27 protein-coding genes are annotated in these 23,935 nt (G+C 55.6%); all 27 read right to left on the reverse strand.

The window, feature by feature from the left end:
* Window positions 1-3: 3 nt before the first annotated feature.
* Complete coding sequence (locus tag Q0Z69_RS02810; protein ID WP_298029698.1) at window positions 4-246, reverse strand: hypothetical protein; 243 nt, start codon at window positions 244-246, stop codon at window positions 4-6.
* Between the two features lie 107 nt (window positions 247-353).
* On the reverse strand, window positions 354-1,448 hold the full coding sequence (locus tag Q0Z69_RS02815) for a major capsid protein (protein ID WP_298029700.1): 1,095 nt from the start codon (window positions 1,446-1,448) through the stop codon (window positions 354-356).
* A 15-nt stretch (window positions 1,449-1,463) separates the two neighbouring features.
* On the reverse strand, window positions 1,464-1,877 hold the full coding sequence (locus tag Q0Z69_RS02820; protein ID WP_298029702.1) for a hypothetical protein: 414 nt from the start codon (window positions 1,875-1,877) through the stop codon (window positions 1,464-1,466).
* 3 nt (window positions 1,878-1,880) lie between these two features.
* Window positions 1,881-3,164, reverse strand: coding sequence for a head maturation protease, ClpP-related (locus tag Q0Z69_RS02825; RefSeq protein ID WP_298029704.1), 1,284 nt, complete (start codon window positions 3,162-3,164; stop codon window positions 1,881-1,883).
* Window positions 3,161-4,792: a phage portal protein gene (locus Q0Z69_RS02830; protein ID WP_298029705.1), complete on the reverse strand. Its 1,632-nt coding sequence runs from the start codon at window positions 4,790-4,792 to the stop codon at window positions 3,161-3,163. Before Q0Z69_RS02830 ends, Q0Z69_RS02825 begins: the two co-directional genes overlap by 4 nt.
* 11 nt (window positions 4,793-4,803) lie before the next feature.
* Window positions 4,804-5,061, reverse strand: a complete 258-nt coding sequence (locus Q0Z69_RS02835) for a hypothetical protein (protein ID WP_298029706.1) — start codon at window positions 5,059-5,061, stop codon at window positions 4,804-4,806.
* A gap of 9 nt (window positions 5,062-5,070) precedes the next feature.
* On the reverse strand, window positions 5,071-6,984 hold the full coding sequence (locus tag Q0Z69_RS02840; RefSeq protein WP_298029707.1) for a phage terminase large subunit family protein: 1,914 nt from the start codon (window positions 6,982-6,984) through the stop codon (window positions 5,071-5,073).
* A complete protein-coding gene (locus Q0Z69_RS02845) occupies window positions 6,977-7,534 on the reverse strand; it encodes a hypothetical protein (protein ID WP_298029708.1) in 558 nt (185 codons plus the stop codon). Before Q0Z69_RS02845 ends, Q0Z69_RS02840 begins: the two co-directional genes overlap by 8 nt.
* A 278-nt stretch (window positions 7,535-7,812) precedes the next feature.
* Window positions 7,813-8,340, reverse strand: coding sequence for a ParB N-terminal domain-containing protein (locus Q0Z69_RS02850; protein WP_298029709.1), 528 nt, complete (start codon window positions 8,338-8,340; stop codon window positions 7,813-7,815).
* Window positions 8,333-9,490 (reverse strand): phosphoadenosine phosphosulfate reductase family protein, encoded by a 1,158-nt coding sequence (locus tag Q0Z69_RS02855; protein ID WP_298029710.1) that lies wholly within the window; start codon window positions 9,488-9,490, stop codon window positions 8,333-8,335. The genes Q0Z69_RS02850 and Q0Z69_RS02855 overlap by 8 nt, the downstream gene beginning before the upstream one ends.
* Complete coding sequence (locus Q0Z69_RS02860) at window positions 9,481-10,107, reverse strand: ParB/Srx family N-terminal domain-containing protein (RefSeq protein WP_298029711.1); 627 nt, start codon at window positions 10,105-10,107, stop codon at window positions 9,481-9,483. Before Q0Z69_RS02860 ends, Q0Z69_RS02855 begins: the two co-directional genes overlap by 10 nt.
* Window positions 10,104-11,105: a hypothetical protein gene (locus Q0Z69_RS02865; RefSeq protein WP_298029712.1), complete on the reverse strand. Its 1,002-nt coding sequence runs from the start codon at window positions 11,103-11,105 to the stop codon at window positions 10,104-10,106. The genes Q0Z69_RS02860 and Q0Z69_RS02865 overlap by 4 nt, the downstream gene beginning before the upstream one ends.
* 230 nt (window positions 11,106-11,335) lie before the next feature.
* On the reverse strand, window positions 11,336-11,776 hold the full coding sequence (locus Q0Z69_RS02870; protein ID WP_298029713.1) for a DUF1492 domain-containing protein: 441 nt from the start codon (window positions 11,774-11,776) through the stop codon (window positions 11,336-11,338).
* Entirely contained in the window at window positions 11,773-13,143 is a 1,371-nt protein-coding gene (locus Q0Z69_RS02875; protein WP_298029714.1) for a DEAD/DEAH box helicase, read from the reverse strand. Before Q0Z69_RS02875 ends, Q0Z69_RS02870 begins: the two co-directional genes overlap by 4 nt.
* The gene (locus tag Q0Z69_RS02880; protein WP_298029715.1) at window positions 13,140-13,412 is read right to left on the reverse strand and encodes a VRR-NUC domain-containing protein; all 273 of its coding nucleotides are present in this window, start codon (window positions 13,410-13,412) and stop codon (window positions 13,140-13,142) included. The genes Q0Z69_RS02875 and Q0Z69_RS02880 overlap by 4 nt, the downstream gene beginning before the upstream one ends.
* Before the next feature lie 271 nt (window positions 13,413-13,683).
* Window positions 13,684-16,083 (reverse strand): virulence-associated E family protein, encoded by a 2,400-nt coding sequence (locus tag Q0Z69_RS02885; protein WP_298029716.1) that lies wholly within the window; start codon window positions 16,081-16,083, stop codon window positions 13,684-13,686.
* Window positions 16,084-16,094: 11 nt separating this feature from the next.
* A complete protein-coding gene (locus tag Q0Z69_RS02890; RefSeq protein ID WP_298029717.1) occupies window positions 16,095-18,077 on the reverse strand; it encodes a DNA polymerase in 1,983 nt (660 codons plus the stop codon).
* Window positions 18,074-18,304 carry a hypothetical protein gene (locus tag Q0Z69_RS02895; protein WP_298029718.1) on the reverse strand — a complete coding sequence of 77 codons (231 nt, stop codon included), beginning with the start codon at window positions 18,302-18,304 and terminating at the stop codon, window positions 18,074-18,076. Before Q0Z69_RS02895 ends, Q0Z69_RS02890 begins: the two co-directional genes overlap by 4 nt.
* Window positions 18,297-18,836: a hypothetical protein gene (locus tag Q0Z69_RS02900; protein WP_298029719.1), complete on the reverse strand. Its 540-nt coding sequence runs from the start codon at window positions 18,834-18,836 to the stop codon at window positions 18,297-18,299. Before Q0Z69_RS02900 ends, Q0Z69_RS02895 begins: the two co-directional genes overlap by 8 nt.
* Window positions 18,837-18,903: 67 nt before the next feature.
* Window positions 18,904-19,467, reverse strand: coding sequence for a DUF2815 family protein (locus tag Q0Z69_RS02905; RefSeq protein ID WP_298029720.1), 564 nt, complete (start codon window positions 19,465-19,467; stop codon window positions 18,904-18,906).
* A 3-nt stretch (window positions 19,468-19,470) separates the two neighbouring features.
* Entirely contained in the window at window positions 19,471-20,649 is a 1,179-nt protein-coding gene (locus Q0Z69_RS02910; protein ID WP_298029721.1) for a DUF2800 domain-containing protein, read from the reverse strand.
* A complete protein-coding gene (locus tag Q0Z69_RS02915) occupies window positions 20,642-21,103 on the reverse strand; it encodes a hypothetical protein (protein ID WP_298029722.1) in 462 nt (153 codons plus the stop codon). Before Q0Z69_RS02915 ends, Q0Z69_RS02910 begins: the two co-directional genes overlap by 8 nt.
* Before the next feature lie 120 nt (window positions 21,104-21,223).
* Window positions 21,224-21,970: a hypothetical protein gene (locus Q0Z69_RS02920; RefSeq protein ID WP_298029723.1), complete on the reverse strand. Its 747-nt coding sequence runs from the start codon at window positions 21,968-21,970 to the stop codon at window positions 21,224-21,226.
* Between the two features lie 12 nt (window positions 21,971-21,982).
* Window positions 21,983-22,342 carry a hypothetical protein gene (locus Q0Z69_RS02925; protein ID WP_298029724.1) on the reverse strand — a complete coding sequence of 120 codons (360 nt, stop codon included), beginning with the start codon at window positions 22,340-22,342 and terminating at the stop codon, window positions 21,983-21,985.
* Between the two features lie 146 nt (window positions 22,343-22,488).
* Window positions 22,489-22,710, reverse strand: coding sequence for a hypothetical protein (locus tag Q0Z69_RS02930; RefSeq protein WP_298029725.1), 222 nt, complete (start codon window positions 22,708-22,710; stop codon window positions 22,489-22,491).
* 4 nt (window positions 22,711-22,714) lie between these two features.
* Window positions 22,715-22,909 carry a hypothetical protein gene (locus tag Q0Z69_RS02935; protein WP_298029726.1) on the reverse strand — a complete coding sequence of 65 codons (195 nt, stop codon included), beginning with the start codon at window positions 22,907-22,909 and terminating at the stop codon, window positions 22,715-22,717.
* A gap of 53 nt (window positions 22,910-22,962) precedes the next feature.
* Entirely contained in the window at window positions 22,963-23,931 is a 969-nt protein-coding gene (locus tag Q0Z69_RS02940; protein ID WP_298029727.1) for an ECF-type sigma factor, read from the reverse strand.
* Window positions 23,932-23,935: the final 4 nt, after the last annotated feature.

Consider the following 23,935-nt stretch of genomic DNA (forward strand, 5'->3'; position numbering starts at 1 on the left):
GGCTTACTCCTCCTCCAGTTTCAAACCAGCGGCGCTGTAAACTTCCTTTGTGCCTCCGGAAGTGACTTCCAGCGTGTCGGCGGTACTGTTCACCTTCCAGACCAGGAACCGATCATCCGGCTCCAAATCCTTCTCTGGGGACCCGGTGCTGGATTTGATGTGTACCTGCTCGTCGGGCTGGGTCACAAGGTTGAAAGCAAGGAAGTTACCGCTTGCATCCGCGCCGTACTCCGGGTAGCTATCCAAATGGTGCAAGGTCCCATGGAATGTATTGGAGCTGTCAATCTTGACACCAGATTGCAGCTCGGATACCTTCTTCCCATACAGTTTCGTGTCGGGCGGGAAGAAGGTAATCAAGGGTTTGCGCCGATAACTTCCTTGGCGTAGATGTACGGGCAGTAGTTCTTGGGCGTGGCCAGGGGGCGGGTGCCCAGACGCAGCTTGCGCTGGTCGTTCTCCTGATCCACCACCAGCTTAGGCACCCGGCGGGAGGTGTAGGTGCTGGGCATGGTGGCGCCGTAGTCGATCTGGGTGATCCGGCCATACTTCAGACTACCGCAGTTGGGGGCGGTAACAATAACGTCCTTGGCGCCCAGCATGGGCTGGTCCTTGCCCTCGTCATCCAGATACCGCTCATCCACGGAGAACACGTTGAGGTTGTGGCCGCCGAAGTTCAGCACACCCATGAAGGTCACGCCGTCATAGGCGGTCAGCTGCTCCCGGATGCCGTTGCCCAGGAAAACGCCGCTGTTCTTGTCCAGCAGCTCGGCGGTCCGCTTATCCTCCAGAATAAAATCGGCCACCTCGGACCCCAGGAGCAGGTCGGCGGCGGGCAGGCCGCGCTTGGACAGCATCCGGCACATGGCCTTCACGTCGAAACGGTAGTTGCCTTTTTCAGTGTCCCACTTGTTGGACACCGTAAAGGTGTGCTCAGATACTTCGCCGTCGTAGAAATTGACGAACAGCTTCTCGCCCTTGGTGGCGGCGTCCACATAGGTCTGCATCTCGCAGGCGTTGTGGATCATTACCTGGGCGCACATCCACTCCTCCCGGCGCTGGATAAAGTTCTCCAGATCGGTGAGGTCGTCGCGGATCAGCCGGGCGGCCCGCTCGGCAGGGGTGGAGTTGGCGTAGAGGGCTTCGCCGAAGCCCCGCTTCTGAAGATCATCCAGGGTCAGGATACGGCTGGGCGCGATATACGCGGGCTCCAGCTCATGAACGGTGTAACCCCGGCGGTCCATGGGGATGTCACCCACCCGCTGGGAGACGAAGGGCGCCATGCGGCGGTCACCCTTACGGTACTCCACCAGCACCTTATCGGCACCGAAAACGTCCCCCGCCCCGGTGGAGAAATAGCGGTCACGGAAGAAGGATGCGCGGGGCAGAACTTCCTCCATGATGGCGATCATCAGGTAGGTATCAAAGAAATTGAGAGTGTTGTTAGGCATAGGTTTTTCCTCCTATCAGTTTTCAGCCGTCTCGATAGGAACGGCGGCTTTGAAGAGGATACCCTTCATGCGCAGGGTGTTCCGCGCCTTGGCGTCCAGTTCGATGGGCTTGCCGTCCTTATCCAGCACTTTCGCGGGGTCAAAGCACCCCGCAACGTACACGGTAACCGCAACACCGCTTACGGAATCCGCTTCGGTGATGGTCACATCATCGGTCAGAATGCAGTCAGGGTCAGCCTCCGCCAGAGAACTATCCGCGGGCTTCACCTTACCGCCCTCCGCATCGAGGGTCAGCAGAGTGCCGCGTTTATGGGTGGCGGGGGTCGTGCCGTCCAGCGTAACGCCCCTCACAATGGGGCGGGGCTGAGTGTCGGTAATCAGCCCGTCGGGGATCATCTCAGCGATCTTCGCATTCAGCTGCTTTGCCATTGCTTATTCCTCCTTATCGTTTTTGAACAGCGCCTTGACGGACGCGCGGGCCTGGGCCATCTTACCTTCGGGGGTAGTAGGCTTAGCGCCCTCGCCGCCGCCGTTGGCCGCCTCCACTTCCTGCGCGCCGGAACCGGCGGTATCAGCTTCCAGCGCGGCCAAGAACTTCTGCCCCTGCTGCGCCGCTTTCTGTGCCGCCTGATACACCATCTCCTGAGCGGTGCAGGGGTGGTCCCCATATTTCGCCGCGTTGATGGTTTCAGCGTCAAACAAGCCTGCCAGGGCGTCAATGTCCTGGATACGCTTGCGCTCGGCGTCAACCGCCGAAGTGGTATCCGCCGGGTCCCCGGCGGCCTGCACTTGGCCACCATTTCCGGCGGCGGGGGGCTGGGCACCACTCCCGGATGCCGACGCAGCCGCCTCAGCTTTGGCCTCGGCCATCAGCGCCTCGGCCAGCTCCGGGTTCTCCGCCCGGAGCTCCTTCAGATTCTTTGCCATGGTAGTTCCTCCTTCAGTGCCGGAGTTGTCCGGCGGATTATGTGTCTCAACCGGGGCGGCGGCCTCGGGTGTGACTGTAGGAATGGTGTCCGGGGCGAACATGCCGGGGGTAAGATGCATCTCCCGGCCCCGGATAAACAGGGTGCGCCCATCGGCGCTGGCCGCGATATCCAACGGCTCTGCATCCTCGATAACCTCGTCGGCAAAACCTTTTTCAACGGCCTCCCGTCCGGTCATGTAGGTGGTATCGGCCATCATGTGGGAAATCACGGTGGCGCTGAGCTTGCTCTTGCGCGTATAGATGGACACTTGAGACTTGTCCCAAGCGTCCTGTCTGGAGGCTTGTTGCCGAAGCTCGTCGGCGCTGTACCCTCCGAACAGGAACGACCAGCACTTGTGAATCATCACGAGACTGGAGGGATTCACCCGGACTGTGTCACAGGCGCACATGATAAGAGAGCCCCCGGACATGGCCACGCCGTCCACAATACATGTCAGCTCCACACCATTAGCCGCCAGTTCCCGCAGGCGGTTATGAATCAGAACCGACACGCCGGCATCCCCGCCACAGCTGTTCATCCGAATGGTGAGGGCCTTACACCCCTGCACTCGCTCCAGGTCCTCCAAAAATTCGCTCTCAATGATGTAATTACCGGGGATGGGCTCCCCGGTCCAGAAATCCGTGGGCTGGGTTTCCACGATATCCCCGTACATGATCAGCTCGGCGGTTTCCCCGTCCACGCTGGCCATGGTGTACGCGCCGCGCGCGATATTGAGTGGGAATTTCACTTTTCCGCACCTCCATCTTGTGTATCAGGTTCATCCGGTTCATTTGGATCAACCTCCATGCGAGTACCCCCGCCACCGGCCGCAGCAAGCATGGCATTCTCTGCGGCAAGCTGGACAACATTTTCTCTCCAGTCGCCGCCGCCAGTTTCGCGGGTAACTTGTTCATGCGTTTTTAGCCCATGCTGGATCTGGAGAATCGCCGCTTTCGCTTCTTTCAACGGGTCAAGGCTACCCTGGACCGGCCCAATCCACCGCGCTCCACACCATGCGGCACGAATCAAGGGATCGCCAAAGAAGCCCGGCGCTTTAATGCGCCCCCGGGCTACCGCCTCCGCCAGCCAGACTTCATAGGTCGGCTGGCAGAAATCGTCCACGAACCACTTCCGCCGCATACGAAAATCCTCCCATGCGTCCAGCAGCGCGGCGCGGGCGGACGAATAGGAGGAATTATATTCTTTGACCAGCACATCATAGGGCTGCCCCAAACCGGCGCCAACCAGCTTGCAGAAGGTTTTCACAAATACGTCAAAGCCGGTGCTGGGGATGTTGGGGTTCCCAAACTTAACGTCCTCCCCCTCTGCCAGATGGAGAACAGTACCCGGCCCCTGCTCATACTCATTCGGATTATCAGAAATATTGTCCCCGCCGGGATTGACCGCAGGCACTCCGGCAATATCCCCTTCCCCGATTTCGTTGATAGGGATACTGTTCTGGTCCGTCTTGGTGATGATCCACGCCGTAAAAAAGCTCTGCACCAGCGCCGCCATCAGTTCAGATTCCGTATACCGGCGCAGCTGCAGCAATGGTTCGATAACCTGGGCCAGATAGGTCACACCCCGATATTGGTCGCACCGCTCACTGTTCATCACATGGAGGATATTGGGCAGCCCGGTCCTGGGTCCGTAGGCTTCTACCCGCGTCCATTTAACGGGTTCCCCGGTAATCTGCCAGGGGTAACAGTTGCACACATGGTAGGCAACTACCATACCATCACTGTTGACCTCCACGCCATCGTATATCCTGTTCCCGTTATCCGGGTTTTTACCGTCGGTGACGCCGGGCCAGCCTGCATATCCCCCCATAGTGTCGGGTGTACTGACACGATCCGCTTCTACCATGTGAATCCGCAGAGAATAAGGGCTGGTAGGCGTGGGCTTGTATCGCTTAAAAAGCGGGAACACGTCGCCAGACATAAGCCAGGACACAAGCGCCAGCTGTTGTAGCGCCTCAAAATTATTGATACCAAGGGCGTCACAGCTGGCTTTGCGACCGGCCCACAGAGAAAATTCCGCCTCGGTTCTCTTTTGCCAGTCCTCCGCAGCCTCCGGAGAAAGACCCAACACTTCATAATTGATCGCGCTTTTCAACGCAAGGCCAACCCCGACAACCTTTGTTCGATTCGTGTTAATTGCGCTGGTGGCTAACGGAGAGGACATATAGAGCATACGTCCCCGGGACCGCAGGGTAGCGTTAGGCCAGTTGATATCCTCGTTTGGACTCCCGCTTCGAGCCTTGAATCCTCGCATAGCCCGCCGGGTCAAACTGGCCCCCGCCTCGCTATACCCCGATGCTTTAGGCCGGGCCCCTTCCGGCAAATACAGGCCCGTTTTTTTATCGAGATAAATCATAACCGCCTCCCTTACCAATCACGGGGAATCACGCCCCATGCCTTTCGGGGCCGCTGCCCCTCTGCCAGCGCGGTAAGCTCGTCAACCTCGCGCTCCATCTCTCGGATTTCATCCGCAAGCGCAGGAAGATCCAGGCGGGTAAGCTGTCTATCATCAATTACATAGCTTTTTACGCCTCCTTTGAGCAGAGCTTCATAGGCGTCATATAACCTTTCCAGGGCGCTCTTCCGGAACATCAGCCGCCGTTCTACCGTAATTTTGCTTGCCATTCAGTCCACCTACCATTCATCATAGTGCTTCCGTAACGCAGACCCGGTGGGATTCTTCCTCGGCCGTGGTCTGGGTATCACTGGCGCTGTTTCCGCTACTCGCTGGCCCCGCATGGTTTTCAGTTGCCGGTCTATTGCGTCCAGATTTTTAGGCATGGCCTTGAAAGCCGCCAGAGCGTAATTTCGACAGTCAAGCGCCTCATTACGCTCATGGCCGGGAATCTTCTTCCATATCCAAGGCTGCTTCTTCCCCGCGTCATATTCCAGCCGTTCAGAAAGTAGGCCCGCAAAATAACCGGAACCGTAATCGTCACGCCGGGGGAAATGACAATACTTTGAACCCTTGGTCTTTACAGACAGGTTATCCATAATCAGCAACTTCCCGGCGTCCACGCCGATTTGATATTGCCAACAGCTACTTACCACTTTCTGATTAACCACTATCTTCATCTGCTTCGGGGGCGCGGTATACGGTCTGTCCGGTCCAGGCATACCCTTGATACAAAACACCTTTCGCCCGATACGTGCCCGGCATCGTTGCCGTACCTCCTGCGTAAAATGGCCGCCCTCGTCTACAAAGGACATTGACGTGCGCAATTTCACCCCGTCAGCAAACTGGAAGTAGCGGTTAAAAACAACCTCGTCCAGTTTGTCCCAGGTGCTATCTTCGTCTGGACGGCCCATGACAACGCCCTTTTCAATGCCCCAGGTTTCACCAAAATGCCCGTGACCGACGATCTCATATTCCATACGATTGTCCTGAGTATCAACGCCGGCCGTCAACACCAGAACACCGTCCGGCAATTCAGCGGGGTATTCCTCCCGGCGTTCCATCAGACTATCTTCATCCTCCAGATCTCCCCGGTCCTCCCATAGCTCCCCGAAACAGGTGTTATAGACCACCTGGAGCTTCTTGGAGTTTCCAATCGCATTGAGGTATTTTAAGATGATGGTTTCCCAGCGGGCCCACTGGCTGACAAAAGCATTCAGCCAAAAGGAACGGACGCCGTGTGCATATGCGTCCGGATTATCGGCCTCCCACCGGGCAGGCTGGCGCTTCATCGTGATTTCATCGGAAACAGCCGCACACCCAGGGCAGACATATAGAATTTGCGTCACCTTATAGGTTTTTTTCTGGTTTACTTCCTTGGTTTCATACTCATATCGAATATCTTTCCACTGGATTTCATGATATTCCCCACAATGCGGACACTTAGATTTCCACCGCTCCATCGTCCCCTCAGCGTAACTGTTCGCAATGGCGCTCACGTTCTTAATCGTCGGCGTCGATACTTCCACGGCCTTCGCGTTATAAAACGTGGTCTGCCGGGCCATAGCCAGCTCCCAAGGGTCGCCCTCGTTGCCGGCAGACGTGGCCCACCGGTCCCGCTCGTCACCCAGCACATACCGAATGGGCTTTGAGGCCAGCGCGTGTGCCTCCGTAGACCCACACATGGTTAGAATACCGCCGGGGTATGTTTTCTGGAGCACCGTGTTTCCGCTGTCCCGGCTCTTGGGCGCGGCCACCTTCTTACGCAGCGTGGGGCAATCCCGAATCTCCGGAGCAATCCGGAGCTTGGAAAACTCCTTCGCGTCAATGGTCGTGGGGTGGACAAACAAAATGCTGCCGGGGTCCTCGTCAATGATGTAGCCGATGATGTTCAGTTCCAGCTCAGACTTTCCTACCTGGGACGCGGCCACCATGACAATCCGCCGCACACGAGGATCTGTGAAAGCGTCCATCGGCGCCCGGAGGTAGGGTGTGCGCGTGGTTCTCCACGGCCCCGGTTCCGCACTACTCTCCGTAGAAAGCCGCCGTTTCCTTTCCGCCCATTCAGTAACAGTGAGATTCTCCGGGGGCTTCATTCCGGCCATGACCTTAGCTACAACGGCATTGAGCCGTTGTAAGTCCCCGCTATTCATCTTCGCCGTCACCTGAGCCAAAATCCGTGTCCCAATCCATCCTCTCTCGCACCCGTTCCTCATACTTCTTAGGGTCATACCGGTACTGCGTCAGCTCTTGCATGAGCAGGGACACTTCTCTACGAATAATTTCAGCGGCCTCGGCGGGGGTTTCCGCTGCGGCCACATCCACCGCCAGCCGCCCCGGGAGGGCAAGCAGTGATCCTCGGACGGTATAAATCATGTCGGCGGTCATGGCCTCCACATCTTCTGCGCGGTGCATTTTGCCGCGCAATTCATCAGCCTCCATCTTGGCGATATGCGCTTTGGAGGTTTTCAGCGTGACTTCGGCGGCGCGCTTGGCCTTCTCCAGCTTCGCTTCATCCTCTGGCATCGTCTCCCTGGAATCAATGTACCGCTGAACAGAAGCGCACAGCGCATAGCGGCCCTGTTTGATTTTTTCCAGTATGCCGTCCTCCGTCAACTGACGGATATAGCGGGCGGTTATGCCCAAAACACAGGCCAGCTCAGACGTGCTGACCTCTGTTTCAGTCGTAATCTTATTTGCCATGACGGGGGAAACCTCCTTCCCGGTCAAAAATTCAAAATGCGGAACGGAACCGACGAAAAATTTTTTCAGTAACTACACGCTTTTTGGGGTCGGCGAGCCCGCACCTTGGCGGGCGGGGTCGGCACAGTACCTTTTTCGGGGTCGCGCCTGCGGGCAACCCTCTGGCCGACGCTGTCAGCCCCGTGGAGACGAGATAGGGGCCAGGACGGGTATACACCCGGGGCGCGGGTACCGTCGCTCCACGAGGCTGTCAGCGGCGGCCCGCGCCCTTGTGTCAATCATACCTTCTTGTAGATGGCGGCCTTGCTATACCCATGTACGCCTTTGGTCATCATCTCCAAGAAATCATCACGGGAGAAATCGGACAGCCGAAAGATTTCCTCCGGCTTCATACCCAGCTGCTTACCGATCTCGGATACCGTTTTCCCCTCGTCAATCAGTTGCTTCACGATAGCTTTCATCGGCTCCAACAAATGGGTGCCTCTGGCCCGGTTATGGGTAATCGTGCCGTAAATATCGTCGCTCTTATCGCTATGCGCAACAATCACCACAGGCACCATGCCCTTGAGCTTCGTGTGCAAAGGCTCCCTTCCTGCTACCGTCCACCGATGGAACCCGTCGATGATGGTATAGTCCGGACGCACCACGATTGGCAGCGTCCAGCCGTTGGTCAAAATGGATTGGGTCAACAGCTTCAGGTTATCCTCGCTGACCTTGTTAGGGTTGTAATCATTGGCTTTCAGCAGACTCCGATCTACCCACTGCAACGTGGACAACGGGGCGAATACGTCTACTACCTCAGACATTTGTATTCACCTCCCGCCTCGCCGCGTTTTCACCGGCAGATTTTGCATAGGCGGAATAAACCGTGACATACAAAGCCCGAAGGGACCGCAATTTGGGATCACCGGCAATCATGGCTTCATACATCATTTTGAAATCGCGGGGCCTCATAAAATCATGGCCCTTGATGTAGAAATGCCGATACCGCTCAGCCACTCGGCGGGTCCCCTCGTTGGTGAAATACTTCTCCGGCTCCACAAAAAGCATCTGCCGGCAAAGTTCCCGATAATCCTTTGAGGATTCCCCTTCCAGCTCCGTCCGCTTTCTGGTGCTGCGCTTAAACATCTCACTGTCCCAATACAGCAGTGTCAAATAGGCGTTTGGTTCCCGCTGTTCAATGCGTTCCCACAGTTTCGGATCGGTTTCTGCGATATACCGAAGCCCCGCGATACTCTCCGCCGCAAAGAAATTACACAGCCGCAAACGGTTTTTGGAAACGCCAACCCGGTACAGGTCAATATAAGCGTCCGGGAAATCCAAGTGGTTTTCCTTGATATACAACCAAACGTCACTGTCTTTCCAATCATAAATCGGAAAAACCTTATTCTCACAGCTCAATCCGCCGGCCCTCAAATCGGCCTTAGCCAGATATTCCCGGCGTTGAACGGACTCATAGGCTCTCACGCCCACCAACTGAATCCCGTCTTTGGTGATTGCGCTGCAAAAGGTCTGGTAATTCATCTGGCCGGTATACCGCAAATGGGGATCACGGGTAATCGCAAAAGGTGGCGCATCTCGGACCCAGGTTTTCCCCGGCTCCCAAGTAATCCAGGCTTCATCATTCTGCAGCTGATGCAGGATAGATACCTGCTTAACAGGCAGACAATACCACCGGAACTCCGCGCCCACGGAAATAAACCGCTTTCTCCACCGCAGGGCCATTTGCTCCATGCTGTCATATAGGGCTTCCTCGTCAATGAAAATCACCGTCAGCAATTTGGGGTCAATCTCGCCGCTCAGGATTTTTTCATAAACAAGGTGAGACATGCAAAGGCTATCCTTACCAGCGGAAAAGGACATATAGACCCGGACGCCGTTAGAAAAGACGTTGACAATTCTCCGCTTGGCAGCCTGCACCACATCCATCTGGCTCTCAATCGTCTTTATAGCCATATCTTTTCACCACATTTCGGGCAAATGATATAGCGTCGATCAAGCTCCACCGCGCGGTCCTCTACAGCCGCCTCTACGGGTTCCGACGGGGGCGGGGCCGGCCTGATTTCCTCTGCGTCCTGGGCAAATTCCTCGGACTTCTGCTCATAGCGGTCCGCGGCCTTTTTCATTTCCGCTTTAGAGTTTTCGTCAATGAGGCCATATCCGGCCAGAAGTTCATCCGTATCCCCCAGGTCGGCGGTCAGGGTTTTCAACAGATCCTCGTCATAGCCGGGAACGTCCAAGTCATCCAATTCGGCAATGATTTCATCAAAGCCCTGGATATCATCAACGCCCAAAGAAAAAATGCGGTTGTCGGCCAGCATCAGCTTTTTCTTCTGCGATTCGGATAATCCGGCGGCAACATAGCAATCCGCTTCTGTCCGGCCCATTGCACACAAAGCGTCATACAGGCCATTGCCGGCCAGAATGGTCCCCGCCTCGTCAATCACAATAGGGCGGATCTGTCCGAACATCTCAATGGACCGCTTAAACTCAGTGATCTGCTTGTCGGAATGGATACGGACATTTTTAGGCGGCCGGCGAAGATCGGCCAGGGGCTTCTTAATAATCTTCATACCGTCGCCGCCTTTCTGCGTTCCACAGCCCACCAAACAAAGGCGGCTATAATCGCACCGGCCACGATATAAATTCGGATCGTGCTCATAAGCGTCCAAACGCCCATCACGCCCATGGGGATCAGCAGCTGCCACAGGGCTATGCTTGCCAAATTGACCGCCAGTCCCAGTTTCCTCCCGAACGTGATATACACGCTATACAGGAAGGATGAAAGGGTAGATACGGCCACCAGCGTAACCAGCACCGCTTTAATGACATTCAGCACCGGACTGAAATTTGTCCATGCCAGCAGGAAGGTAAAAATCAGATAGGCGCCAAACATAAATCCGCCCAGCGTAAACGCCCGGCGGATACATACTTTCTTTGTGCCGTCTGTGTTCCCTTCGTTGTAATCCAAAATCTCAAAAAAGTATGGATACAAAAATGCGCCCGGAAGCAACAGCAATCCCTTATTGACACCAACACCGATGTTGGCCGCATCCAGTCCCCAGGCCAAGGGGTTCATATTCCCCTGGGAGTGGATGATAGCGCACACCGTCAGCACCAGCGCCACCCCATAAACGGCGCTCCAACTCATGTTATCCGTTAGGACGTTCCTCACCATTCCAAAACGAATCAACAGAACCAGGAAGAACACCGCCGCCATGTACGCCAGCACCATCCCAAATCGCCCGCCCAACACCGTATCCGCAAAAATGGCTTGAATACCGTTCATGCTGAGCCAAATTTGAAACACGCACATCAGGCCGACAAGACTGTGCATAGCCTTGGTCCGAAACACGTCCCGCAGCTTGGGAATCGCGGGGGCGAAAACACCAAAAGCCACGCAAGCCAAGGTATTCCCCAGCGCCCAGATTAGGAAAGGGACAATTCCGTAATCCTGGGCCATTGTAATCCCATTCATCAGGGACCCGACACCCGCCCACGTCGCCGCAATGCTCATGGCATAATAAGACGTGGGGTCTTCAGTAAAGCGGTCTTTCAGTTTTGAAAACACATCGTTTTCCTCCTTTATTTTTCTGCCCCTCTCCGGCGCTGTTGGCGACCAGCACCCGATCCGGACGTTAAACCGCCACGCAAAGGAGAAAACGCGGCAGCCCCAAAAAACCTCCCCTCAAAAAGAATGGCGGCCACCCACGGGGGCGACCGCCTGGCTTGTTAGGATTTTACACGCTAATATTATAGCACCTGATTCTCAAAAAATCTTCCCGTTTTTTTCCCATCTTTTTAAGCGGTTTCGGTGACTCCGTAAAGGGCAATAGTAAAGTGCCGAAGGGCCTCGTCCCGCTTGCGATACACGGTGGATTGCTCCACGTTCAAGAGTTCACATAGGTCCTTAACGGCGCCTTTCGCCGCATGGATGTAAAAGCGGTCCAGCACTTGGCGCTCTTCCTCAGACAGAACCGCCAGCGCCTTTTCTACCGTGGCCACCCACATCCGGGTTTCTTTAAGACTCCGCTTCAACTCGTCTCGATGGACGATGTTGCTCAACATCATATCTTCCCGTGTGCTGGTTCCCCCGGAAACGGGTGTGCCATCCGTGACGGCGCTCCGAATACCGGTGTACTCCACCTCCAGCCGTTTAATTTCCTGCTGGATATTCGCCGGGGCCTGTTTCCTGGCCTCATAGTTCCGCAACTTGTCGATAGCCTCCCGTTTCCAGTTCATGTGCCCACCTCCCTAAATTTTTTAATCCTGGCCCGGATTGCCCGCATCATAGCCGCCTGCCCGTCCTCTTTTGCGTCCAGGGATTGCATAGCGTCCAGCTCCACCGTCCCCTCAGCCACTAGCACAATCACGCTGGTAGTGGCCGACCGCTGGCCTTGCCGATGTAACCGGTCTATAAACTGTTCCCATAGCTCCAAATCATATATTGGCCCGAACCATACTATGATGTGCCCGCCGTCCTGAAGGTTCAACCCGTGGCCGGCTCCGGCGGGATGGGCCAGCAGCAAGGGGATCTCGCCCCGATTCCAAGCGGCTATAGTTTTACTGTCCTTCAGCTGTACCGCCTGGGGGAATCGGGCCATAATGCGATCTCGCTCATGCTGATACCGATATGCCACCAACACCGGCTCCCCGTCGGCCTCGGCCAAAATGTCCTCCAGGGCGTCCAGCTTTTCCGTATTCAGCTCATGCGTTCGGTGATCTTCATCGTAGACGGCGCCACCTGCAATCTGCATCAGCTTTCCATTGACCGCCGCCGCACTCCCTGCGTCAATGATGGTATCCCCCAGGGATAGAATCGCGTCCCGCTCCAGGCTGTCATACTGTGCCCTGGCCTCCGGGGACAGCGCCACTAGCCGCACCGTTTTTACCAGCTCCGGCATTTTCACATTACCCTCGGTTTCCAAGCTGACGCAGATATCAGAAATCTTTTTATAAATTTCCGCTGCCGCTCCCGGCCTGGGGGTCCACTCATAAATAACATACCCATTCCGGTGCCCGGGGATAAAATACTGATTCCTATACTCGGTATATGTCTTTCCAAGCCGCCGGCCCTGATCCAGTAAGTACACCTGCGCCCAAAGGTCCAACAAACTCCGGGGGCGGGGCGTTCCTGTCAGTCCCCAAAGATACTTTATCAGGGGCCGCACCTTCCGCAACGCCTTAAACCGCTGGGCGCTGGGGTTGCGAAAGCTGGACAATTCATCGACTATCACCAGATCAAAGGGCCAACTCAAACCGTACAGCTTCACAAGCCAGGGGACATTTTCCCGATTGATGCAATAGATATCCGCTTTTCGGGCCAATGCCGCCCGGCGCTCCTTTGCGCTGCCTAACACCCGGCTCACACGCAAATGCCGCAGGTGGTCCCATTTTTCACTTTCCCGGCTCCAGGTATCTTCCGCCACCCGCAGCGGTGCGATAACCAAAACCTTTGAAACGTCAAAGCTGTCATACAAAAGTCTCTCTGCCGCTGTCAATGCGATAGATGTTTTCCCCATGCCAGGTTTTAAGAACAGGCCAGCGGCGGGGCGCTCCAACAAGTAGTCAATGCAGAACGATTGATACTCATGCGGACTATACTTCATGTGATTTCCCCTACCATCAGATCTACGGCCTCTTTACTGTCTGGGACAAATACGGTAAAGCCCAGTTCCCGAAGCCGTTCATGTACATATTTCTGCCGGCGCTTTGGGGTTTTCCCACGGTCTTTTGTTTCCGCAAAATATACCCGTCCCCCCGGCAGAAGAATGAGGCGGTCTGGCACACCAGTCCAGCCGGGGCAAACCAGCTTCAATGCCAGTCCGCCGGTCTTGCGTACTTGTTCCCGCAAGTATTCCTCTACTGCTTTTTCCATAAGGACCTCCAAATTCATAGGTAAATACCCCGTGTGCCAAATGTGACAGATTTCTCGCGCGCGCGTATACACAGGCGCATTAAGCGCGTTAAGCGGTATTTTTCTCTTTAATCCGGATATTTCATAATAGATACTGTCACAACTGTCACAACCGGAAAAAACCCTCTTCAAAGCCTTGCGGCTAAAGGATTTTTTGTGTGACACTGAACTGTCACACGACTGTCACAAGAGGCACAAGATTGTGACAGTTGTGACACTTGTGACAAAACCGTTATGTCACACGGCGGAACCTCGTTTGCCGGCCATAGGCACCGCACCGTTGCCGCTTCGGTTCCTCTTCCCAATCCGGAAGCTGACGCAGAATCGCACTAACTTCTCCACGGTCCTGCCGGGGGAATTGGCGGGCATCTTTGCCAAAGCATTCTACCCATACCTCTACCGCGCAGACATAATCACGGCGTAGAGTGCCAACCGCCCGCATACTATCCTCTTCAGTGAACCAGTGTTGGCGCTGGAAGATATCTTTTTCGGCCCAATCCGCAGGCAAAAGGGTTTCCAAGAAATCCTCCACCAGCCCGCGCCGGGGATCATCCTCCACAAATTCGCGCTGCTGTTCCTCTGCGCTGGCGTTCAGTTCAGGCGGGAGTACCAGAGGTTCCCCGTCCCGATACAGCGTGACAGCCTCGGCCCACAGCTGGTCGATGGTGGATTGGGTCAAATCGCCCCATACGGTTTTTACCGGCGGCTGCTCTCCCAGGCGGACCGGCCAGAAGCGCCGGTTGCCGGTATCATCCCGGAGGAAGGCCGTGGAGTTGGTGGTGCCGATGAAGATACACTGCCGGGGGTGGTCCTCTACCCGGCGGCCATAGGCGGCCCGGTAGCTGTCCACCTGTTTGGAGATAAAATTCTTGATGGTTTCAATCTCCAGCTTGCGCATAGCGGCCAGTTCTCCAAGCTCCACCAGCCAAAACCCCTGAATCCCTTCATACGCCTCTTTGGTCCCGATTCCCGCAAGGCTATCCGTATACCACCCGTTGGACATTTTCGCCACCAGGGTACTCTTGCCGCGTCCCTGGGGCCCCGCCAGCACCAGCACATAATCGAATTTGCACCCAGGCTTAAAGATTCGGGCTACCGCCGCCGTGAAGGTTTTCCGGGTCACGGCGCGGGTGTAGGGCGTATCTTCCGCGCTCAGATAGTCCACTAGCAGCGTGTCCAGGCGGGGTATCCCGTCCCAAGACAGCCCTTCCAGATAATCCTTGATGGGATGAGTGGCATTGGCCTTGGCCGTTTTCATCATGCCGTCCATGATCTTTTCCTTCCCGGACAGCTTGTAATATTTTTCGAGATACCAGCGGAGCTCCCCATCATCGGAGTCGTTCCATGTAGAGCCGTTGACATGTTCCGTTACCTTGCGCCAGGGTAAATCCTGCAACGCCACAGGCCGCACCTTCAAATCGTTGTAGGCAATCGTACCTTTGAGCAGGGGATCATGCTGTAGGATAATGTACACGTTGTCAATGGTAGAGAGGACCTTCCCCTTCTTGTCCACTTCCAGATCATCGGCCCAGTTTTCATCATCCAAATCTACCGGCGCATCAAAATCAGCCTTGGCCCTGTCCAGGCGTTCCCGATTCAATAGGCGTTTCACTTCCGAATCCGCCGCAGCGAAATCCGACATAGAGAGGAATGACGGCCGGCGGCTCATAGGTGTATCCGGCTTTATGTCCTCGTCCTGTTCTCCGTACAGGTGAATACGGACCAGATCAAAGGCATTGCACAATTTTCCCGAGGCGGGATCTGTAGCGTGGTTGGAATAGGCGAACACTCCATCATCATATAGGACCAAGCCGGCCGACGTGGACCCTTTGGCGTAGGTGTAGCGCCCAGGCATAGAGCAGGTGGTGTAGACCTCCGGCAAGAATTTCTCAATCGCGGTGTCAATGTCATAGCACCGGCAGAAGGCGCCCACTAGCCCCGGTTTCTCTAAGGGGTTGCCCTGTTTTTTGGCCTCCCTTTTCCGGGCGGCCTCCATCCGGGAAGATGTAGGCCAATAGGAGGTATCCCGCCAGTCCGGGTATTGCCCAAGAATTTCATCGGGGTCCAGCCAGGGGCCGTCCCGGTGATCGGGGAGAAATTCTCCGTCGGCTGACGTGCTGGCATAGAACATCAACCGTGTGGGCTGATAGCTGGTATCATCAAACTGGTCAATTCCCAGGTCGTAGGCGATTTTACGGCCTATGGCCTCATATTCCTCGGCGGTCACTGGGCGGCGCAGGGGCGCGATAAAGCGGAGCCGGGGCTTTTCCGGAGTGTGCTTGTGGGTGGAGTAGACTGCTGCCGCATTGCCATAGGACAAATCGAAAAGGTCCAGCAAATCCGTTCGAGCCTGATCTGCATCCAGCGTGAGCAAAGTACGGTGTTCCAAACAGTCGGCTTTACGGCGGCCATTTTTTAACCAGCCGCCGACGAATCCGCCGACATCTTTAATGACGTCCTGTTCGTCTTTGCTTAACTTGAAATACTCCTGCAAGCGTTCTTTTGTCCTTGTGGTAGTAAGAAGCTGTGACAGAAATTCAGACCACTGCAACGTCCTGTTTTTTCCTGTTTTCGATAGTCGGGAGGTAAAAACGGCAATATGGATTTCACCGTCATAAGTGAGTTTTGGCATAGAACCCTCCCTTAATCCTTCATGTAGAAGGTACTCTCGAACCCTGCCGCCCGGAGGGGCAGGCCCGGCGCCCATCGGAGCGGGCGGCCCATGATTTCTTGAACTTCTTTCAGAGAACCAGATCCCTCCGGGGCGTCAATGACTACTTCATCATGTACATGGAATACGATGCGATATCCGGCGGACTCCAGCGCGGCCATAGCATCACGCAGACAATCCCGCGCGGTAGCTTGGGTGATATTTTCCACGAGTTTTCCGCCATAGGATTTTAGACGGGTATAGTGCTTGTTTTCGCCGTTCCCTAAATAGGTTAGGCCCAACTTGTTAAACTTTGGTTCCGGCTTTAACTCCGGTTTGTAATACGCCAGCCGCCGGCCGGAGGGCAAGGTAATAAACAGATAATCAGAATCGCACTCAAACCGCAGGCCGTGTTCCAGCGTGGACGGTTCACCTTGTACGGCGCTGATTGCCGCGTCCTCTACTGCATACCAGAAACTCACAATGCGGTCATTGGCGGTCCGCCATCGTTTTACGATACCCGGCAAATCCCCTTCCGGAATACCGGATTCCAACGCCCCCATGTTGATTAACGCCCCAACGCTCCCTTGATAGCCGCAGGCCAAGGTAGCGACCTTGCCTTTTGGCCTTAAATCGGCGCGGGGGCCGCCCTTTTTGATGTCATTCTTCGGGACGTGGAACATCATAGAGGCGGTGGCTTCATAGATCAGGCCTTCTCCATAGAACTCCTGCAGCACCCAATTCTCCCCGGCCAGCCATGCCAATACCCGCGCTTCAATCGCGGAATAGTCGGCAATAATGAACCGGTGCCCCTCGGAAGGGATAAAAGCCGTTCTAATCAGCTGTGACAAAACGAATGACGGAGAGCCAAAATACAGCTCCAGGAAATCAAATTCCCGATTGCAGATCAGTTCCCGGGCCAGTGCCAAATTAGAAATCTTGTTCTGAGGAAGATTTTGGACTTGGACCAACCGTCCCGCCCAGCGGCCCGTGCGCCCCGCGCCGTAAAATTGCAGCAGATTGTGTACCCGGCCATCACGACACAGGCCGCGCTTCATGGCCTCGTACTTCTTCACCGACGTTTTCCCCAGCTCCTGACGGAGCCTCAGCACCCGCCGGGTAATATCGTCCGGGGCGGACTCCAAAAGCGGAGGGATGCTTTTCTTATCCAAGCTATCAGTTACAACGCCCCGCTCAGCCAGCCACTTTTTTAGCTGGGCATCACTGCGGGGGTTATCCAGCCCCGTCAAGTTTCTCGCTTCATCCATCAGACGCGCGGTATAGATACCATCCAGCTCTAGCGCACCTTCCAGCAGAGTTTTGTCCAGGCGAACACCCCGGTCATTGATCTTCTGGTCCAATGTCCAGGCATCGTGTTCCACCTGCGGCCGGGGCCAATGCGATAACTTTTCCCGGATAGTTGTTTCCACGTCCACGTCCCGGATATTATACCGGCGGAACAGCTCCCACTTCTCCGGGGCGTCATGGGGGTAATGTCGGACACCGGCCTTGGTAGGCTTGCAGAAATACTGGATCAGGGACTTCCCTTCCTCCATCTTCTGCTTCTCCAACCCCAGCGCCGCCCCCACCTGGGCCAGTGTTCCCGGAAGCCCTAGCGTGGCCGCCTGGACCATCGTACATTGCCATTGTTCTGGGGGCATTGGCTGATTAAAATACCGTGCCAGGCAGTTTCTTTCAAACGCGGCATTGTACGCTGTCTTAATCACAGCCGGGTCCAGGAGCAGGCGCCGGAACTCTTTCATATCGCCCAGGGGGATGTCGGATTCAGCTTCGGGGAGCAAGGGGGATAAACCGGTATCCCCCTTGCTGCCTAAATCAATCAACTTCGTGGGCTGGCTGTTTACCTTGTACCCAATCAACAGAATAGTGAAATCCGGAGCTTCCACATAGGGCCGGACACCGCATTTGGTAAGGTCTACGCTGGAGTAGGTTTCAAGGTCAACACCCATAATCATTTCTGCATACCTCGCACTTTCTCAATAACGGCAACCGCGATTTCCAGCAGTTCCAGCTTCGATACGGGGATCTCACAGATGGCCGCCCCGTTGTCGCGTTTATACTCAATCCGCACAATTTCCTCGTGTGCCAAATCAAAGTTTGCATAGGACAGGTAGACCCGTCTACCGGTAGCCGCTTTCAGCATGGCAGACAAATACAACTCAATAAATTGCTTTTTACTCATGGTGGGGCTGTCTCCAATCCTTATACCGTTCACATCCTCGCCGGTCCTGTTCCTTATGGACATCGGCCAGAAACCGCATCCAGTCCTGCGCATCACAGGTATCACCGTAGCCGCCAAAGTATTGTTGCTCGGTGATATCCTGATCAAAGACGTATAGGGTTTTGCCATTGATGTACGGAAGCAGCGGCCGGATGAAGCCGATCACCAGCGACGGCATATAGGTTCTTCGGCCAAGGGAATATCGGACAGCGCAATTCAGAACGGTCCCGAAACGGTCATTTGAAACGTCGATTTTCATGTTCCATCCCCCCTCCTTCATTTCCGGTACCTGGTTCCAGGGCCGGCGGTTCCATTCTTTCGCAGCCTGTTCGAGACTTGGGCGAAACAGCGTTTCAACCATAATGCAGTTTTCATTGTCGCAGGCAATTTTGAATGTGCGCCTACCCCATTTGTTGAGGTACACTGTCGGTTCTCCGTTACAAAACGGACAGCGCAGCAGATTGATCTTTTTCCCAGCATACTTTATGTCCATGAGGCTCCTTCACTTTTACAAGCGGCCCACCCCCGCCGCCGAACCGACAGCGGGGGTGGCTATGATCTTAGAAAATATCCTCGTCGAGTTCGCCGCTGTCGGAGAAATCATCATCGAAATCATCCTCCGCACGGCTCCCACCGGCCAGCGGCTCACCGTCGCAAACCAGCTGGATATTGTTCAGCCCGGCGGCTACGCCGTTCTGCTTGCCATTGAAGGGGTAGAAGTCCACGGAGAAACGACAGTAGCACCCGCTGTACACCTTGCTGGAGTCCAGCACGTCCTGCCGGGACATATCCACGATACCGGGCTGCCGCCGGGCGTTGGCGTTGAAGAAGTAGCCCCCGGCAAAAGCCGCATCGTCCGGACGCTCTTCGTCCCCATCCCGCAGGGGGAGCTTCAGGTTGGCCGGCTTCTTGCCCTTCCACTTGGACTTGATACCGTCCTGAATCGCCGCATCCACTGCGGCCTTGATCTTGGCGATAGTGGCCTTGTCCGACTTCGGGACGATGATGCAGGCGGAATACTTCAGCGGATCTTCCTCGCTCATGCGGGACGGCTCCCAAACGTGAGCGTAGGAGAGGCGGCACTTGCCGGTAATAACGTGGGTCGGGTTGTTGTTCTTAGCCATGGTTCAGTTGTCCTCCTTAAAATTGTCGTTGAAATCCTCGGCCGCTTTTGCGGCGGTATTGAGTGCGGGGCGCCTATCGCTCTCCGGAACCAACGTAGGCGCTCCTTCGGGCTTGATGATGTACGCACCGGCCAGCTCTCCGAATTTCTTCTTGCCGACCAGCTTCTCCATAGCCGTGAGGCCAAGGAGTTCACGGGGCTTGTAGATTTCGGCAACCTTATATCCGGCTTTACGGAGTATGCCTGCAATAGCATCTTCGTCCGTATATTTTCGGTTGCTACGGCCTTCCACCACCTTGAAACCGGGGAAGTGATCGCCGTAATTGATTGCCGCATCCAGCGCATACGCTTTGACGCTTTCAGCCCAATCGAGCAGGGCCGGTAATCGTTTCAGCACTTCCGAGATTTCCTCCGGGGTCATACACGGCGGGTCCTCAAAATCTTCCCGCGCAAGGGCCATCTGATAATCCCGGTTGGCCTTGCAGATAGGCGCTGCGCGGCACCAGCGGCAAGTAGAATCCCCGGGGCAGAAATCGCCTTTGCCCTCCCAGGCCAACAGTGCTCGGGGCTTCAATTCATTCTCAGCCCAGGCCAGCAATTCTTCCCGTGTCATGGTGGCCGTTGATACGCTGTCAAGGCGGGGCTGGTAAATCGTCATGCGGATGGACTTAATTTCATAAGCCCAGGACCATTCAAGGTAGCACCCAAGGCCATAAATCCGCATCTGCTCGTTGTTTTCCGCGCTGACGGGCACCCCTTGTCCATATTTCAGGTCAATGACATCCAGCAGATCATCAGTTACAATCAGGCAATCCGCTGTACCAAAGGATTCAGGGATATAGCCCTCAAAGCTGACACGCTGCTCAATGAAAATGCGGGGGTCATTGCATCGGGCTTTAGCGTCAGCCATGCGTTCCTCCACAAATGCGGCATAGCCGTCCATGTACTCACCCATCCCGTCGGAATAAAGCGGATCAGCGTGAGCTTCATCCAGCGCGGCGGCAATATCGGCCCCTTCCCAGCGCCGGCGCAACAGCAGTTCTCCGATACGGTGGGCCAACGTCCCCTCTTTGGCAAAACGGCTGCCCTTGTCGGGAATACCTGTTTCCAGCCGGGCGCTCGGGGTACACGCCATCCACCGATGGGCGCCGGAAGGTCCCAGCAGAGCGTGACGGTCAGGCATTTTTCCCACCCAGCTCTTCCAGCCGCTTTAGGAACGGGGCCCGGTCCTTCTCTGCAAGCTCCGACATACGCTCCACACCAAACTCCTTCAAGATGGGCTTGATGGCCGCAGAGCCGTATTTCTTAGCGGCTTCTCTCCCCTTGGCCGTTACTTCTTCCTGCGTCGGAACAGGGGCCGGGGAAGTAGCGGGGGCCGGATCAGAATCCGTGGTTTCCTCAGAACGGGCAACACTCTGGCCATTCTCCCCAGCCGCAGGGCCAGAAGGGTCCGCCGCAGGTGCGGCACCCTCCGGAGGATGCGCACTCAGCTTTTCCTCCAACTGCATGATCTGCGTCGCAAGGGCGTGTACGCGCGGCTCACTGTTACAGCGCAAGCCCCAGGCCGTGATCCTCGCCAGAACTTCCAGCGGAGTGCCGCCGGTAATCCGGACTTCAATACCACCTGTCAATTCCATACGGTTCAATCCTTTCTTGACAATCAAATTTTTGTGCGCTATGATAGCGGTAACGATGATTGGCAATACGCCGATCTCCCTCCCTGGCGGGCGTGGCAGGCCCGCCAGGGGGATTTTCTATTAGAGGGCGATATATACCTCGCCCGCGGCGATCTCCGCCTCCAGGGCGTTTTCCAGGAATTTTTTGATGGTCTGCCGGGCGGCCAGTTTCCACATGCCGCCGTCGGCCTCGGTGAAAGTAATGCCCCGGTCGTTGAGTCGGATCAGGAACAGGCTTTCGGGCTGGTCCACCTCCTGGAAGGTACGGTAGGGCCTCAGCTTAATGAGGGGCCGGATCTGTTCATTGGTCTGGAGTGCTACACCTTTCTGGGTGGTAACGGTGGTGGCAATACCGTTGTCGTTGTAGACCACCTTTGCTCCCAAGCTGATGTCAGACAGTAGCTTCATAGCGTAGAGCGTGTCCGGCGTCTCCTGGAATCGGGTCCGCAGAGCGATCTGCGCCTCCTCAAAACCCAGAGTCACCTTCTCCGCCCAGCCAGGTACGTCAGTGGCATCCGCCGCGTAGAAAAACTGGCGGAAATACCGGGCGGCATAGTTCGGGTGCGTGAAGCACTGAACCTTGAGCGGGCTGGGGATAGTGATGTAGAGCGGAACATTGTTCGCCTTGGTGACAGGCAGGGCCTCAGTCACCACCATCTTCACCAGGGCGTCCAGACTGTTCAAAGGCAGCGTGTCCGGATGGTCGATGGTAGGCCGGAACTCTTCAGCCTTCGCATTGGGACGGACGATCAGCCGGGAGCCGTCGTCCAAATCCTCAATGTAGGGTTTGGTGGTTTCTTGGATGTGCTGGATGAACTCTTTCAGCATGGTTTTTCCTCCTTATCGGTTGAAATTGACTACCTTCAGGATGGGCGGATGATCCTGTTCACTCCCATCCATGGCCTGCTGGCCGGGGACCTGGGGCACCATTTCCACAATGGTGTCCTCGTCGGCCACATACAGAGAGGTAACAACGGGGTTGGTGGCCGCCAGCGTGGACTTCGCCACACAGCTGACCACGATACTCTGCCGGTCATCATCCGGCTTCAGCTCCAGGGTGAGAGTCAACTTCCGTTTCTCCGTGGCCTTGGTGTTGGGGTCCAGAATGTTTTCCAGAAGGCGGGACATTTCATAGTCCGCCCGCTCCATAATGGCCCCACGCGCCATTTGCAGAATCGACTTTTTCATATCGGCTTTCATCGGGTTTTCCTCCTTTCTTTCTGATTTGAGAGCGTTCCAGCCCTCTGCCGGGTGTTGCCGCTCCGGGAGAACAGCAACCCCGACGCGGAGTAGATCGGGTGCCGGGAAACACCCGGCAGAGGGCTGGATAATCCGCATGCCTGCGGTTACTGCTTTTTCCGATTCTTGATATCCCGGATCACATCCCGGACAATCGTTGAAACGATGTAATAGTAAACGGGGAGCAACAGCAGGAACACTTCACCGCCCACAGCGAAATATCCGCGCTGGGTTAGGGCATACTTGGCCGCGTACAGATATAGGAGAATGCCGCAAACGGTCAGGGCGGCGTACTTCACCACACGCCGAAGAATCTGATAGAACTTCATAGCCTTAGCTTTTCTCCTTCGGCAAAGGCCGCGCCTCAAAGCGCCACTTCCGGGCATCGTCCCCGATTTTCTGGAACAAACGAGCTTCAGCCAACATAGGGGTGTCCTCACAGATACCGAATTGCCAGCACTTGCGCATCGTGTTCCAAATGCCGTACTTCTGGCCGGCAACGCCGTGATAATAGGTTTCACGTTTCACGCTTGACTTTTCCTTTCAAACCCTCCATAATAGAGGAGTAGTGATGGTCTGGGCTAAACAGCTACCGCTACCACGCCGCCATTGATGTTCGCAGCATCGAGGGCGGCTTTTCTTTGTTTCCGGACCGCATACTTGGCCCGTTCACGGGCTCTTGCTTCCTCTGGGTGGGCCTCGCGCCACGCTTTTCTTTTGGCGCGTTCTTTTGCTCGCACTTCCTCTGGGTGGGCCGCTCTATACGCCCGATCTTTTGCGCAGATTTCCTCTCGACGGGCCCTATACCGCTCACGCTCTTTCGCCTGCATTTCTTCCAAGTGGATTGCTCGATAGGCTCTTTTCTTCGCATTGATTTCTTCGCGGTGCCGTTCCCTGTATGCCTTTTCGTACACCTTGTTTCGAGCTGCAATCCTTTCCCGATGGGCTTCCAGGTAAGCCGGGCAGGGGTGCTTAATGACTTCTCGATCATCCCGAACAGCTCTAGCTCGATTCCTGAAATTACATAGCGTTCGACTGACGGTCTGCCTTGAAAGCCCGAAGATTTCAGCGATTTCATGGGCTTCATAGCCATCCATAGCATACTGGATCATTTCAAGTTGCCGAGAAGTACCAACTTCAAGCGCCCGATCAATTAAATCCCGGTTTATGACTTCACTAGCCACATCTGCACAGGGGCTAGGCACAACATCATAAAGGGAAAACACGCCGTCGTCCGTATGCGCGGGAACACTGTCCAAGCTTAGGGCCATGCGGTCGCCCCGGCGCATATCCGCATTCTGACGGTTCCACTCCATGTAAACAGCACGTTCCATGCAGATATCTAATAGGGCAAAGAAGTTCTTTTTCTCTGGGGGTGCGGGATTTCGACACTCCCTTTGGATTGCCGCTAGATACCCAAAAATGACTACATCGTAATACTCGTCGGGGTCCAGTCGCTTACGTCTCAGAAACTTATCTACTCGGTCGATGTATTTCTCAGCCATGCCCTGTTCTTCCACGGTCAAGGGTTGTAAAGAACTCACCGTCATACAA

The organism is uncultured Dysosmobacter sp. (assembly GCF_947631165.1).
GTDB lineage: Bacteria > Bacillota > Clostridia > Oscillospirales > Oscillospiraceae > Oscillibacter.

Coding starts and splice junctions, on each gene's coding strand:
- Q0Z69_RS02925 (WP_298029724.1), bottom strand. CDS start 22,342: ATGAAAGCCGATATGAAAAAGTCGATTCTGCAAATGGCGCGTGGGGCC.
- Q0Z69_RS02860 (WP_298029711.1), bottom strand. CDS start 10,107: ATGAAGATTATTAAGAAGCCCCTGGCCGATCTTCGCCGGCCGCCTAAA.
- Q0Z69_RS02905 (WP_298029720.1), bottom strand. CDS start 19,467: ATGGCTAAGAACAACAACCCGACCCACGTTATTACCGGCAAGTGCCGC.
- Q0Z69_RS02870 (WP_298029713.1), bottom strand. CDS start 11,776: ATGAACTGGAAACGGGAGGCTATCGACAAGTTGCGGAACTATGAGGCC.
- Q0Z69_RS02875 (WP_298029714.1), bottom strand. CDS start 13,143: ATGAAGTATAGTCCGCATGAGTATCAATCGTTCTGCATTGACTACTTG.
- Q0Z69_RS02850 (WP_298029709.1), bottom strand. CDS start 8,340: ATGTCTGAGGTAGTAGACGTATTCGCCCCGTTGTCCACGTTGCAGTGG.
- Q0Z69_RS02840 (WP_298029707.1), bottom strand. CDS start 6,984: ATGAATAGCGGGGACTTACAACGGCTCAATGCCGTTGTAGCTAAGGTC.
- Q0Z69_RS02900 (WP_298029719.1), bottom strand. CDS start 18,836: ATGGACATAAAGTATGCTGGGAAAAAGATCAATCTGCTGCGCTGTCCG.
- Q0Z69_RS02880 (WP_298029715.1), bottom strand. CDS start 13,412: ATGGAAAAAGCAGTAGAGGAATACTTGCGGGAACAAGTACGCAAGACC.
- Q0Z69_RS02855 (WP_298029710.1), bottom strand. CDS start 9,490: ATGGCTATAAAGACGATTGAGAGCCAGATGGATGTGGTGCAGGCTGCC.
- Q0Z69_RS02915 (WP_298029722.1), bottom strand. CDS start 21,103: ATGGAATTGACAGGTGGTATTGAAGTCCGGATTACCGGCGGCACTCCG.
- Q0Z69_RS02940 (WP_298029727.1), bottom strand. CDS start 23,931: ATGACGGTGAGTTCTTTACAACCCTTGACCGTGGAAGAACAGGGCATG.
- Q0Z69_RS02895 (WP_298029718.1), bottom strand. CDS start 18,304: ATGAGTAAAAAGCAATTTATTGAGTTGTATTTGTCTGCCATGCTGAAA.
- Q0Z69_RS02835 (WP_298029706.1), bottom strand. CDS start 5,061: ATGGCAAGCAAAATTACGGTAGAACGGCGGCTGATGTTCCGGAAGAGC.
- Q0Z69_RS02910 (WP_298029721.1), bottom strand. CDS start 20,649: ATGCCTGACCGTCACGCTCTGCTGGGACCTTCCGGCGCCCATCGGTGG.
- Q0Z69_RS02815 (WP_298029700.1), bottom strand. CDS start 1,448: ATGCCTAACAACACTCTCAATTTCTTTGATACCTACCTGATGATCGCC.
- Q0Z69_RS02885 (WP_298029716.1), bottom strand. CDS start 16,083: ATGCCAAAACTCACTTATGACGGTGAAATCCATATTGCCGTTTTTACC.
- Q0Z69_RS02920 (WP_298029723.1), bottom strand. CDS start 21,970: ATGCTGAAAGAGTTCATCCAGCACATCCAAGAAACCACCAAACCCTAC.
- Q0Z69_RS02890 (WP_298029717.1), bottom strand. CDS start 18,077: ATGATTATGGGTGTTGACCTTGAAACCTACTCCAGCGTAGACCTTACC.
- Q0Z69_RS02930 (WP_298029725.1), bottom strand. CDS start 22,710: ATGAAGTTCTATCAGATTCTTCGGCGTGTGGTGAAGTACGCCGCCCTG.
- Q0Z69_RS02830 (WP_298029705.1), bottom strand. CDS start 4,792: ATGATTTATCTCGATAAAAAAACGGGCCTGTATTTGCCGGAAGGGGCC.
- Q0Z69_RS02845 (WP_298029708.1), bottom strand. CDS start 7,534: ATGGCAAATAAGATTACGACTGAAACAGAGGTCAGCACGTCTGAGCTG.
- Q0Z69_RS02820 (WP_298029702.1), bottom strand. CDS start 1,877: ATGGCAAAGCAGCTGAATGCGAAGATCGCTGAGATGATCCCCGACGGG.